This window comes from Amycolatopsis dongchuanensis (genome assembly GCF_039542405.1).
Taxonomy (GTDB): Bacteria; Actinomycetota; Actinomycetes; order Mycobacteriales; family Pseudonocardiaceae; genus Amycolatopsis_E; species Amycolatopsis_E sacchari.
In genome coordinates this window covers 21,159-33,535 of sequence record NZ_BAABIB010000054.1, presented here as the reverse complement: position 1 = coordinate 33,535, position 12,377 = coordinate 21,159, and the positions used below count along the sequence as shown (strand labels likewise).

11 protein-coding genes are annotated in these 12,377 nt (G+C 73.2%); 2 read left to right on the top strand and 9 right to left on the bottom strand.

Going from position 1 to position 12,377, the window contains the following annotated elements:
* Positions 1-100 precede the first annotated feature (100 nt).
* The 4 genes from ABFX51_RS11150 to nadA form a co-directional block, all read right to left on the bottom strand.
* Positions 101-1,315, bottom strand: a complete 1,215-nt coding sequence (locus tag ABFX51_RS11150) for an ATP-binding protein (protein ID WP_346053672.1) — start codon at positions 1,313-1,315, stop codon at positions 101-103.
* Positions 1,316-1,501: 186 nt separating this feature from the next.
* Positions 1,502-2,353 (bottom strand): carboxylating nicotinate-nucleotide diphosphorylase, encoded by an 852-nt coding sequence (nadC, locus tag ABFX51_RS11145; protein ID WP_346053671.1) that lies wholly within the window; start codon positions 2,351-2,353, stop codon positions 1,502-1,504.
* Positions 2,350-3,993, bottom strand: a complete 1,644-nt coding sequence (locus tag ABFX51_RS11140) for an L-aspartate oxidase (protein ID WP_346053670.1) — start codon at positions 3,991-3,993, stop codon at positions 2,350-2,352. The genes nadC and ABFX51_RS11140 overlap by 4 nt, the downstream gene beginning before the upstream one ends.
* Positions 3,993-5,000: a quinolinate synthase NadA gene (gene nadA / locus ABFX51_RS11135; RefSeq protein ID WP_428832465.1), complete on the bottom strand. Its 1,008-nt coding sequence runs from the start codon at positions 4,998-5,000 to the stop codon at positions 3,993-3,995. Before nadA ends, ABFX51_RS11140 begins: the two co-directional genes overlap by 1 nt.
* Before the next feature lie 112 nt (positions 5,001-5,112).
* On the opposite strand from nadA, the gene ABFX51_RS11130 reads away from it, so the two are divergent.
* Positions 5,113-5,751 (top strand): NUDIX hydrolase, encoded by a 639-nt coding sequence (locus ABFX51_RS11130; protein ID WP_091516189.1) that lies wholly within the window; start codon positions 5,113-5,115, stop codon positions 5,749-5,751.
* A gap of 34 nt (positions 5,752-5,785) precedes the next feature.
* Positions 5,786-6,502 carry an LON peptidase substrate-binding domain-containing protein gene (locus ABFX51_RS11125; protein ID WP_091516098.1) on the top strand — a complete coding sequence of 239 codons (717 nt, stop codon included), beginning with the start codon at positions 5,786-5,788 and terminating at the stop codon, positions 6,500-6,502.
* 691 nt (positions 6,503-7,193) lie between these two features.
* On the opposite strand, the gene ABFX51_RS11120 is transcribed toward ABFX51_RS11125, so the two are convergent.
* The 5 genes from ABFX51_RS11120 to ABFX51_RS11100 all read right to left on the bottom strand — a co-directional run bounded on the left by ABFX51_RS11120 (position 7,194) and on the right by ABFX51_RS11100 (position 12,324).
* Complete coding sequence (locus tag ABFX51_RS11120) at positions 7,194-7,718, bottom strand: DUF2567 domain-containing protein (protein ID WP_091516187.1); 525 nt, start codon at positions 7,716-7,718, stop codon at positions 7,194-7,196.
* 108 nt (positions 7,719-7,826) lie between these two features.
* Entirely contained in the window at positions 7,827-8,033 is a 207-nt protein-coding gene (gene bsaP / locus ABFX51_RS11115) for a biotin synthase auxiliary protein BsaP (protein ID WP_425425892.1), read from the bottom strand.
* Positions 8,030-9,046, bottom strand: a complete 1,017-nt coding sequence (gene bioB / locus ABFX51_RS11110) for a biotin synthase BioB (protein WP_346053669.1) — start codon at positions 9,044-9,046, stop codon at positions 8,030-8,032. Before bioB ends, bsaP begins: the two co-directional genes overlap by 4 nt.
* A gap of 75 nt (positions 9,047-9,121) precedes the next feature.
* Positions 9,122-9,844, bottom strand: a complete 723-nt coding sequence (gene bioD / locus ABFX51_RS11105) for a dethiobiotin synthase (RefSeq protein WP_091516094.1) — start codon at positions 9,842-9,844, stop codon at positions 9,122-9,124.
* A 134-nt stretch (positions 9,845-9,978) separates the two neighbouring features.
* On the bottom strand, positions 9,979-12,324 hold the full coding sequence (locus tag ABFX51_RS11100; protein ID WP_091516091.1) for a SulP family inorganic anion transporter: 2,346 nt from the start codon (positions 12,322-12,324) through the stop codon (positions 9,979-9,981).
* Between the last annotated feature and the right edge of the window lie 53 nt (positions 12,325-12,377).

Below are 12,377 nucleotides of genomic sequence, written 5' to 3'. Positions count from 1 at the left end.
GGCGGTGGCGGTTCAACGTGGCGCGCGGCGGTCCAGCGGGGCAGCGGTCAGCCCCAGTCCCGCCCACCACAGCCCCCTCCTCGCCACGGGGCCCGGCCGCCTACCGCGGCACCCACATCGTCACCCGGGTGCCGCGGCCGGGGCGGCTTTCCACCCGGCACCAGCCGCCCACCTCGGCCAGGCGCGCCTTCATCGACTCGCTCATGCCGAAGCCCGGTGGCCGCTCGTCCTCGTCGTAGCCGACGCCGTGGTCGCGGGTGATCACGACGACCCCGCCGTCGCGCTCCTCCATCCGCACCACGACGTCCCGCGTCCCCGCGTGCTTCATCGTGTTGCGCAGCGCCTCCCGCGCCGCGTCACGCACGGCGATGCGGCGTGCCTCCGACAGCTGATCGTCCCCGATGTCGGAGATCGCCAGCTCCGCGCGCAGGCCTTCACGGGCCATCTCCGTCGCCAGCGTCGCCAGTTCCGCGGCCAGCCCGTCCGGCGCCGAGGACGAGTTCAGCGCCCGCCGCAGCTCGTGCGCCTGTACGCGGGCCGCCTGCCGCACGCGCGCCAGCTCCGCCTCCCCGCCCTCGGTGAGCGCGATGGCCTCCAGCGTCTGCAACACGGTGTCGTGCAACGTCCGCTCGGTGCGTGCCCGCTCGGCCTCCTGCCCGAGCCGCATGCCGATCGCCAACGCCAGTCGCGTCGCCAGCCCCAGCAGCACCAGTGACCCGACCGCCGCCGTCACCACCACCAGCAACAACCCGACGATCCCGACGACATCCCCCGCGCCGAGCCCGAGCAGCACCGACCCCAGCGCCGCGAGCGCGAGCCCGGTGAGCACGCCGCGGCACATCGTCCACAACGCGACCGTCCCCGCGAGGTACACCAACGGGATCCACAGCCCGCACCACACGCCCAAGGCGACCCCGAACACGAGGTCCACCCACAGCAGCAGCCGTGTCCACCGGCCACGCAGGTCCGGCACCCGCAGCACCCACACCGCGCTCCCCGCCGTGAACACCGTCCCGGCCCACGCCACCACGGTCAGCCACCACGGCACGCCGCTGCCGAGGACGAGCCACAGCCACGTGAGCGGCAACCCGACGAGCCGGCACGCCAGCGGCAGCAGCACGGCGTACCGCGTCGCGCGGATCATGAGCGGGTCGGACGGCGGGGAGGCCTCGGACGCGGCCATCGCCCCCATCCGCCGCAGGGCGGGCACCGGCTCCGGATCGCCGACCTCGGCGGGCAGCTCCCGCGGGGTCGACGCCAGCACCGGCGCGCCCCGCCGGAGCAAGGCCAGCAGGAACTTCGAGCCACGGGTCAAGGTCGTCGTGCTCCCTCTCCCCCCGGCGCCACCCTGGGGACTGTTCAGAAGCGGCTTGCGCGACGGTGCGAGTACCGGCCCCACCCGTCCCAGAACGGGCGCGCTCCCCGCGGCTGAGCCGAGTCAAGGCGGCCCTCAGAACCCGCGCCGGCTCCGCCGCTCAGGAAACCCACCCTAGCCGGGTGCTCAGCGAAGATCGAGACCCAGATCCAGCGCCGGTGAGGAGTGCGTGAGCGCGCCGACGGCGAGGAAGTCCACGCCCGTCTCCGCGTACTCGCGCGCGTTGTGCAGCTTCAGCCCGCCCGACGCCTCCAGCCGCGTCTCCGGCGACAGCTCGTCCCGCAGCCGCACGCCGCGCGCGCAGTCCTCGGGCGTGAAGTTGTCCAACAGCACCTCGTCGGCCCCGGCGCGCAACGCCTCGTCCAGCTGCTCCAGCGTGTCCACCTCGACCTCGCACGGCAGGTCCGCCGCGTGCGCCCGCGCCGCGGCCAGCGCCGCCGTCACCGAACCGGCCGCGACGACGTGGTTGTCCTTGATGAGCACCGCGTCGCCGAGGCCCATCCGGTGGTTCACGCCGCCCCCGCAGCGCACCGCGTACTTCTGCAGCAGCCGCAGGCCGGGCAACGTCTTGCGGGAGTCACGGACCCGGCACCCTGTTCCGTCCACTTCGGACACCCAGGCGGCGGTCGCGGTGGCGATGCCGGACAGGTGGCACAGCAGGTTCAGCGCCGTGCGCTCGGCGGTCAGCAGGCCACGCACCGGCCCGCGCAGCACCAGCGCGGGTTCACCGGGCACGAGCTTGCTGCCGTCCTCCAGCGTGGAGAGCACCTCGTACCCCTCGCCGAGCACCTGCTCGAACACCGCGAGCGCGACCGGCGCCCCCGCGAGCGTGCCGGGCACGCGCGGGGTGATCTCCGCCAGCGCCGTGGCGCTCTCGGGCACGGTCGCGTTCGTCGTCGCGTCCGGGCCGTACCGCAGGTCCTCGCCGAGCGCGAGTTCCACCACTCGCCGGACGTCCTGAAGGTCCAGGTCGCTCATGCCGCTCCTCTCGCCGCCACCGGGTCCGCCAGCACCGGCTGCCCCGACGGGCTGAGCCGGATCAGCTGGCTGCGCTGCCACGTTCCGTCGTCCCGGTGCGGGAAGTCGGCGCGGACGTGGCTGCCGCGCGACTCCGTGCGCCGCTCGGCCGCGGCGACCAGCGCCTGCGCCACAAGGGTGAGCGCCGCGTCCTCCACGTCCCGATGCGTCCGCAGTGGACGGTCCTCAATGGACAGGTCGAGCACCGAGCCCACCACCGCGAGCCCTTCGGCGTCACGGCCGATCGCGGCGTAGCGGCTCATCACGCGCTGCAACGCGTCGCGCTCGGCGACGGGCACCGGGCCTGGTCGCCGCACGACGCCCTGCCGCGGATCCGCGAGCAGCCCGGCGGCCAGATCCGCCGCGACCGCCTCGGCCGTCCCCGCGCCGGCGACGAGGCCTTCCAGCAGGCTGTTCGACGCGAGCCGGTTCGCGCCGTGCAACCCCGTCCGCGCGACCTCCCCCGCCGCGTACAGACCCGGGACACCCGTACGGCCGTCCGTGCCCGCGACCACCCCACCGCACGCGAAGTGCGCGGCCGGTGTCACGGGGATGAGGTCATGCGCGGGGTCCACCCCGATCGCCCGGCACGCCGCGAAGACTGTCGGGAACCGTTCCGCGAACGAGGAAACCCCCGTGGCGTCGAGGAAAACGTGGTCGTCGACGCCGCCGGGCGCCTCGATCATGCGCCGGGTGATGGCGGCGGAGACGACGTCGCGCGGCGCGAGGTCGCCCAGCGGGTGCACGCCCTGCATCACCGACTTCCCCGCGCCGTCGAGGAGCACCGCGCCCTCGCCCCGCACGGCCTCGGTGACCAGCGGGCACCGGCCGCGCGCGCCGGGCGTGTACAGCACCGTCGGGTGGAACTGCACGAACTCGAGGTCCGCGGCCTGCGCCCCCGCCCGCAAGGCGAGCGCGAGCCCGTCACCCGTCGCGATCTCGGGGTTCGACGTCGCCTGGTACAGCTGGCCCAGACCACCGGTGGCGAGCAGCACGGCGGGCGCCCGCAGCACACCCGGCACACCGTCCGGGTCCAGCACCGTCACGCCCGCGACCGCCCCCAACGGGGTGAGCAGGGCGTCGACGGCGATGTGCCGCTCCAGCACCGGCAGCCGCCGCCCCGTCGCCTCGGCGACGAGCGTGCGCTCGACCTCCGCGCCCGTCGCGTCGCCGCCGGCGTGGATCACGCGGAAGGCGCTGTGCCCGCCTTCGCGCGTGCGGGCGAGCAGCCCGGCGTCTCCCGGGTCGAACCGGGCACCGGTGGCACGCAACCAGGACACCGCACGCGGCCCGGCGTGCAGGATCGCCCGCACGGCATCGGGTTCACACAGCCCCGCGCCCGCGATCAACGTGTCCTCGACGTGCCGTTCCACCGAGTCGCCCTCGTCGTGCTGGTCCTCCAGCACGACCGCGACGCCGCCCTGCGCCCAGCGCGTGTTGCCGTCCTCGACGGCCGCCTTGGTCACCACGAGCACGCGCAGCCCGAGCTCCTGCGCGCGCAGCGCCGCGGTCAGCCCCGCCACCCCGCTGCCCAGCACGACGAGATCCGCACGGGCTTCCCACACCGGGGTTTTCGACTGAAAGTCGCCAACCGGTCTCATCACTCGCCGCCGCCGGGCTGGCCGATCTCGATCATCCGCTGCACCGAGGCACGCGCCCTGGCCGCGGTCTCGGAGTCCACGTGGACCTCGTCTGCGCCCTCGCGCAGCGAGCGGAGCAGGGCGGCCGGGGTGATCATCTTCATGAACCGGCACGACGCGCGGTCGTTCACCGCCTGGAAGTCGATCTCCGGGGCGGCCTTGCGCAGCTGGTGCAGCATGCCGATCTCGGTGGCGACCAGCACGCTGCGCGCCTTCGTGTCCCGCGCCGCGTGCACCATGTCGCCGGTGGAGAGGATCTTGACCTTCTCGCGCGGCACGGTGCCCTCGCCCGCGAGGTAGAGCGCCGAGGTGGCGCAGCCGCACTCGGGGTGGATGAACAGGTCGGCGTCCGGGTTCGCGGCGGCGCGCTCGGCCAGCTCGGGTCCGTTGATCCCGGCGTGCACGTGGCATTCGCCCGCCCACACGTGGATGTTGTCGCGCCCGGTCTCGCGCTTGACGTGCGCGCCGAGGAACTGGTCGGGGCAGAACAGCACCTCGCGGTCCTCGGGGATCGAGGCCACCACGTCCACCGCGTTCGACGACGTGCAGCAGATATCGGTCTCGGCCTTGACCTCGGCGGTGGTGTTGACGTAGGAGACCACGACCGCGCCGGGGTGTTCGGCCTTCCACGCCCGCAGCTGCGCGCCGGTGATGGAGTCGGCGAGCGAGCAGCCGGCGCGGGCGTCGGGGATCAGGACCGTCTTGTCCGGCGAGAGGATCTTCGCGGTCTCGGCCATGAAGTGCACGCCGCAGAAGACGATGGTCGACGCGTCGCTGGCGGCCGCGATGCGGGACAGCGCGAGCGAGTCGCCCGTGTGGTCCGCGATGTCCTGGATCGCCGGGGACTGGTAGTTGTGCGCCAGCAGCACCGCGTCGCGTTCGCGGGCCAGCCTGCGCACCTCCTCCGCCCACGCCTCGTCGGGCTCGATCCCGGTGTACGGCGTCAGCTCCTGCAGAGTCGAAGTCATGTGGCCCTCCTGGACCGTGTTGCGGGTTTTCGCCTTATAATCGAAAACCGTGCGAAGCCATATTAACAGCAGCGCCCCACTGGCACACGAGGTTTTGGCGGCCGTAGTGCAGGTGCGTTACGCCACACTGCGGGTGCTGCTGTGGCGGCGCGCCCTCGATCCGCACGTCGGGCGCTGGTCGCTGCCGGGCGGGCGGTTGCGGCCCGACGAGGACGTGGAGACGTCCATCCGGCGGCAGCTCGCGGAGAAGGTGGACGTCCGGCAGCTGCAGCACGTCGAGCAGCTCGCCGTGTTCAGCGCCCCCGACCGGGTGCCGGGCCCGCGCGTCGTCGCGACGGCGTTCCTGGGGCTGGTGCCGTCCGACGTCGATCCCGAGGTGCCCGAGGACACGCGGTGGCACGAGGTCGACGCGTTGCCGCGCACGGCCTTCGACCACCGCGAGATCATCCTGCGTGCCCGGGACCGGTTGCGGTCCAAACTGAGCTACACCAACATCGGCTTCGCCTTGGCACCACACGAGTTCACCATCTCGGCGCTGCGCGAGATCTACTCCGCGGCCTTGGGGTACAAGGTTTCCGCGACGAACCTGCAACGCGTGCTGTCCCGCCGCGGACTGCTCGTGCCGACCGGGCACACCGCGCCGCCCGGCCGCAGCGGCGGGCGGCCCGCCGCGCTGTTCTCCTTCGCCGGTGAGGGAATTCAGGTGACGGATCCGTTCGCGGTGTTCCGCCCGCCGCCGAAGCGACGGTGAGCGACGCACCGGTTTTCGAAGTACCGTGTAGACCGTGAACGATGCGGAACGGCCGGAAAGCAAGCAGGTGACCGTCCCGCTGTTCCCGTTGCAGACAGTGCTCCTGCCGGGTGCGGCGCTGCCGCTGCACCTGTTCGAACCGCGTTACCGGCAGCTCGCCGTGGACCTGCTCACCGGCGCGGTGCCGGACCGGCGGTTCGGGATCGTGGCCCTCCGCAGTGCGGGCAACGCGGAGGTCGAGAAGCTGGAGCACGTGCACGAGATCGGCTGCACGGCGCTGCTGCTGGAGAGCGAGCGCCTGCCCGACGGCCGGTTCGACATCCTCACCAAGGGGGAACGCCGGTTCCGGCTGCTCGACCTCGACGTGACGCGCGCGCCGTACCTGGTGGGCACAGTGGAGTGGCTCGACGACGAACGCCTGCCGCCCGCGGCTGCGGAGGCGACGGCCCGGCTGGCGGGCGCGGCGCGGTCCGCGCACCGGCGGTACCGCGAGTCCGCACTGGATCCCGACCGCATCGAGCCCCCCGCCCCGGCGACGCACCCGGCCGATCTCGCGTACCTGCTGGCCGCGGACTGCCTGCTCCCGCTGGCGGACCGGCAGGAACTGCTGGAGGAACGGCACCCGCTGCGGCGGCTGCGGCTGATCCACCGCCTGCTGACCCGGGAGGCGGCGTTCCTGGCGAAGCTGCACGCGGTGCCCGCGCCCCCCGCGCAGCTGCCGCACCTGATGACGCGCGCGGTGTTGAACTGAGCGCTCGGTTCGGGGAAGCGTGCTTGCCGGGTGCTCCGCGCGGTTGACCGGTCCGCTTTGTGGCGGCAGGTCGCACAGCCCAGGCGACGACCAAGGGCGCGGCCGATCCCAGCCGCCGCAGCAGCAGGCCGCGTAGCCCAGGCGGCGACCCGAGGGCGCGGCCGATCCCAACCACCGCAGCAGCAGGCCGGTCAGCCCAAGCGACAACCGAGGGCGTGGCCGATCCTCAGCCGCCGCAGCGGCAAGCCGCGCAGCCCAAGCGGCGACCCGAGGTCGCGGCCAATCCTCAGCCGCCGCAGTGGCAGGCCGCGCAGCCCAAGCGGCGACCCGACGGCGCGGCCAATCCCAACCGCCGCGGCGCAGGCCGCACAGCCCAAGCGACAACCGAGGTCGCGGCTGATCCTCAGCCGCTGCAGCAGCAGGCCGCGCAGCCCAAGCAGCGACCAAGGTCCCGGCCGATCCTCAGCCGCCGCAGTGGCAAGCCGGTCAGCCCAAGTGGCAGCCAAGATCGTCGCGGCCGATCCCAACCACCGCGGCGGCAGGTCGCGCAGCCCAAGCTTCGCCGCTTGTCGCGAGCAGGCGAGCCGCGCAGCCGAACGGCGACCGAGGCGCGGCCGATCCCCTCCGCCGGGGCAGGCAAGCCGCTCAACCCAAAGGCGGCGACCGAGGTCGCATCCTCCGGGCCGACCGGTCAGCCCAGGCGGCGGCTCAGGTCGTCGCGGCCGTTCCAGCCTGCCAGCAGGCCGTAGACGAGCGCCGTGGCCAGTGGCTGCGCCACCAGCACCCACATCGACTCCAACTGCGGCGCCTTCGCCAGCACGTCCCCGACGTGCGGGGTCCCGGTGACGGCGTAGTGCCCGTTGGCGAACGCCGCACCCATCGACGTGCCCAGCCAGCCCGCGAGCAGCCCGCCGAGCACGGCCGCCAGCAGGATCACCGGACCACGCCGTTCCCGCAGCAGCCAGACCGCCGCGCCCACCACGATCCCCATCGCGAACGCGAGCAGCAGGTACACCCCGAGGTCGTCGAAGCGGTGCCAGCTCTCCAGCTGCAGCGGCACGAGCTGGCCGCCGTCGTACACCCGGACGTGCTGCGGCGGCGCGAGCCGGGACCAGATCCAGCCCAGCGGGATGCCGACGAGCCCGATCAAGGACAGCACGCTCACCGACGGCAGGAGATCCGCCTTCACGATCACGCGCGGCCGGGGCCGGGGCATCGAGAACACCAGGCGCGACAGCCCGGGCTCGTTCGACCTGCTGTCCGCGCCGACCGATCCCTGTGCCACTGCTGAACTCCCCTTCGCCGCACCGCTGGCACAGCGAGACTAGCCGGTGGCCCCGCTCGTGCACGCACCGTGTCGGCTGCATCGCGCTTCCCACCCGGTGGGCGTCACCTGCACGACCAGCCGCCGCGCGCACTCGGCGCAGAACCGCGGCGGTTCCAGCGCCGCCCGCGGCGAGCGGCAGCGGGCGTGCTCCCCGGTGTCCCTGGGCTCCCCGCAGTGCACGCAGTACGTGCCCGCTGCGCTCACAGCGTCTCGCTCAGCGCCTTGACCGGCATCTTCAGCTCCTCGAGCATCGCGAGGTCCTGGCTCGCGGGGCGGCCGAGGTTGGTCAGGTAGTTGCCGACGATGATCGCGTTGATCCCGCCCAGCATGCCCTGCTCCGCACCAAGGTCACCCAGCGTCAGCTCGCGCCCGCCCGCGAACCGCAGCATGGTGCGGGGCATCGCGAGCCGGAACGCGGCGACGACGCGCAGCGCGTCCCTGCCCTCGACGACCTCGTACTCCTCGTACGGCGTGCCCGGCTGCGGGATCAGGAAGTTCACGGGCACCTCGTCGGGCTCCAGCTCGGCCAGCTGCACCGCGAACTCGGCCCGCTGCGCCGGCGTCTCCCCCATGCCGATGATGCCGCCGCAGCACACCTCCATGCCCGCGTCCCGGACCATGCGGAGCGTGTCCCAGCGCTCCTCCCAGGAGTGCGTGGTGACGACGTTCGGGAAGTGCGAACGGGCGGTTTCGAGGTTGTGGTTGTAGCGGTGCACGCCCATCGCGACCAGCTCGTCGACCTGCTCCTGGGTGAGCATGCCGAGCGAGCACGCGATCTGGATGTCGTTGCCGTCGGCGCGGATCGCCTCGATGCCCTCGCGCACCTGGGAAAGCAGCCGCCGGTCGGGGCCGCGCACGGCCGCCACGATGCAGAACTCCGTCGCGCTCGTCTCGGCCGTCTGGCGAGCGGCCTTGACCAGACCGGGGATGTCGAGCCACGCCGAGCGCACGGGGCTGGGGAACCGGCCCGACTGCGAGCAGAAGTGGCAGTCCTCGGGGCAGCCGCCGGTCTTGAGGCTCACGATGCCCTCGACCTCGACTTCCGGCCCGCACCAGCGCATCCGCACCTCGTGGGCGAGCGCCAGCAGCTCGGGCAGGCGGTCGTCGCCCAGGCTCAGCACGTCGAGCACCTGCTGTTCACCGAGGCCGACGCCCCTGTCGAGCACCTGCTCCCTGGCGACGGCGAGGACGTCGGTCTGTTCGGGCGCGGCGGTCACGGGTCTCTCCTTCGAGCGTGGGCGCGGACGGATGTCATGCTGCCGCACGCGGGCGGAGAACCCGTGCGACTCACGTCACGTCCGGGCAGCGGCCGCCTTCTGGAAGCGCTCGGAGTCGAACTCGCCGCCGAACCACGGCGACAGCCCCGCGCGCGCCTCCTCCAGGAAGGTCTCGCGGTCGAGCCTCCCGGCACCGGCGGCCAGTGCGCCCAGCAGCGGCGCCCCGGCGGCGACGGGCAGATCGGCGACGTTGGACAACATCGCCAGGTCCGGCTCCGCGGGCCACGACCCGATCACGACCCCGGCCACGTGCAGACCGCGTGCGGTGGCGACCTCGGCCGTCAACGCCGTGACGTTGAGCGTGCCGAGCCCCGCCTCCGCGACGACGAGCACGAGCGCGCCCAGCGCCCACGCCACGTCGGCGAGCGTGCTGCCGTCCGGGCCGAACCGCACCAGCAGCCCGCCCGCGCCCTCGACCAGGACCAGGTCGTGGAACTCGTCCAGCTCCGTTGCCGCCGCCGCGATCTCCGGCGGGTTCAGCACCGGCAGCCCGCTGCGCCGCGCCGCCGCCTCCGGGGACAGCGGATCGGGGTAGCGCTGCAGCTCCCGGGTGGTCACGTCCCCGGCGAGGCGGACCACCTCGGCCAGGTCCCCCGGCTCGTCCGGCGCGACACCGGTCTGCGCGGGCTTGAGCACCGCGACCCGGCGCCCGCCAGCGCGGGCGAGCGCCGCGATCGCGGCGGTGACGGCCGTTTTGCCGACGCCGGTACCCGTTCCGGTCACCACGAGGATGCTCACGGGATTCCACCGTAGTACCGGCATCGGGCGACGCGGCACCGCATCGTTCGATAACGACGCCGGTCGACGTCACGATTCAGCAGGGAGCACCGTCCGCAAGCGACGCCCACCCACACGTGGCGGAGGCGAGATCATCAGCCGCCAGGCGGAACTACCGGTTCGACGGGGACAGGTGCCTCTGTCGACCTGCCCCCGTCGCCGGAAGTCAGCCGCCGGCCCGTGATCCTGCTGCCCGCCGAACGGAAGACGCCGGTCTCCGGGTCGTACAGGTGCACCCGCGCCGAGCCGAGGTCGAAGTACATGCCCAGCAGCTCGATGTCCCCGCGTGCCTCGGCACGCGCGATCGACGGGTACTCCCGCAGCCTGGCCAGCTGCGCCAGCACGTTGTGCAGGGCCAGCTGGTCGGCACCGGCCGGCGTCTCGCCCTCGACCTGCAACGGCGGCCTGGTGCGGTACCGCTCCAGGCCCGGCTCCGCGTGCCGCAGCCACGACCGCAGCGCCGGTGCGTCATCCGGCGTGCCGGACAGCAGCGCCTTCATCGCTCCGCACGACGAGTGCCCGCACACCACCACCTCACGCACCTTGAGCACGTCGACCGCGAACTCCAGCGACGCGCCCAGCGACGACTCCGCCCCTTCGGCGCAGGTGGCGTGCGCCGGGACGAGGTTGCCGATGTTGCGCATGGTGAACAGGTCACCCGGCCCGCTGCTGGTGAGCACGTTGGGCACGATCCGCGCGTCCCCGCACGTGATGAACAGCGTCTGCGGCTCGTGCCGGTCGGCGTCGAGGTACGGCCGCACGAGGTCCGCCGTGCGCCGTTCGAACTCGGCCACCCCGCGCCGCATCGAGCTCTCCCGCGTGCGCTGTGCGGGCACGGCGGGCAGGGCCGTCCCCTGCGCCCGCTGCCACTCCGACCACGGCGCGAACCATCGCGGCGCGACCTGCCGCGCCCGCCTCTTGTGCACCGTCGGCTCGCCCGCCTTGCCGCGTTCGAACCACGGGTGGCCGACCTCGTCGACGACCACCGTGCCGCCGGCCTTCTCGTGCGACTGCTGCCACGCCGACAGCAGGTCGAACGCCGCGTGGTCGAGGTAGTCCACGACGAGTTCGAGCGTCACGCGGCTGCCCCGCGGGATTCCGTTCAGCACCGCGGACAGCCGGGGTATCGACAACGCCGAGAGCGCGCCCTCCACGACGACGTGCCAGCCGTCCTCGTCGCGCTCGGCGTGGATACCCGACCACAGCAGGCGCCGCAGCATGAGCAGCGCGGCGACGCCGATGCCGATCAGCACGCCGGTGAGCAGGTCGATCGTGACCACGCCGAGGACCGTCACCAGGTACACCGGCAGGTCCCCGTGCCGCAGCACGTCCTTGATGTGGGCGAAGTTCACCAGCCGGGCGCCGACGTGCACGAGCAGCCCGGCCAGCGCCGCGAGCGGGATGTTGCGCAGCAGCCCCGCCAGCACGGCGACGAACAGCAGGATCCACAGCCCGTGCAGGATCGCCGAGGCACGGGTGCGCGCGCCGGACTGCACGTTGGTCGAGCTGCGGACGATCACGCCGGTGACGGGCAGCCCGCCGATCGCGCCGGAGGCCATGTTCGCCGCGCCCTGCCCGATCAGCTCGCGGTTGAGGTCGGCACGCGGGCCCGAGTGCATCTTGTCCACGGCCACGGCGGAAAGCAGGCTCTCGACGCTGGCGACGAGCGCGATCGTCACCACCGCGAGCCCGAAGTCGAACCAGCCGCCGTCGGGGAACAGCGGCACGAACCGGATGTCGAGCACGTTGGCAGGCACGTCCACGCGCGGCACGGTCATGCCCGTGACGACGGACAGCACGGTGACCGCGACGATCGCCGCGAGCGGGCCTGGCACCTTCCGCACCGCGGCGGGCAGCCTGCCCCAGCCGAGCAGGATCGCGATGGTCAGCACGCCGACGAGCGTCGCCGCGCCGTGGGCGTCGAGCAGCTGCCGGGGCAGCTGGAGCAGGTTCTGCACCGGCGAGCTCTGGGCGCTGCCGCCCAGCACGACGTGCAGCTGCGCCAGCACGATGGTGACGCCGATACCGGCGAGCATGCCGTGCACGACGGCGGGTGAGATGGCGAGCGCGGCGCGCGCGATGCGGCTGAGGCCCAGCAGGACCTGCAGCGCGCCCGCGAGCACGGTGATCGCGCACGTCGTGGCCCAGCCGAACTCGGCGATCGTCTCGGCCATGATCACCGTGAGCCCGGCGGCGGGCCCGCTGACCTGCAGCACCGAGCCGCCGAGCGCCCCGGCCACGACGCCGCCGACGATCGCGGCGATGAGCCCGGCGACGATCGGCGCACCCGAGGCGAGCGCGATACCGAGCGAAAGCGGGACCGCCACGAGGAACACCACGAGCGACGCCGGGACGTCGTGTCGCAGGTTCTCCAGGATCCGTTGTCCGCGCGCGCCGTCGCCAGGCGGAGCGTGCTCGCGTTCCCGTGCCGCAGTGATCATGTTGGCCCTCCGTAGTGGGTTCGGGGGTGAGGTGGCGGGAGATACCGGACCGT

Excerpts from the sequence above, each read along its gene's own strand:
- nadC (WP_346053671.1), bottom strand. The coding sequence starts at position 2,353 with ATGAGCGACCTGGACCTTCAGGACGTCCGGCGAGTGGTGGAACTCGCG.
- ABFX51_RS11140 (WP_346053670.1), bottom strand. The coding sequence starts at position 3,993 with ATGAGACCGGTTGGCGACTTTCAGTCGAAAACCCCGGTGTGGGAAGCC.
- nadA (WP_428832465.1), bottom strand. The coding sequence starts at position 5,000 with ATGACTTCGACTCTGCAGGAGCTGACGCCGTACACCGGGATCGAGCCC.
- ABFX51_RS11120 (WP_091516187.1), bottom strand. The coding sequence starts at position 7,718 with ATGCCCCGGCCCCGGCCGCGCGTGATCGTGAAGGCGGATCTCCTGCCG.
- ABFX51_RS11100 (WP_091516091.1), bottom strand. The coding sequence starts at position 12,324 with ATGATCACTGCGGCACGGGAACGCGAGCACGCTCCGCCTGGCGACGGC.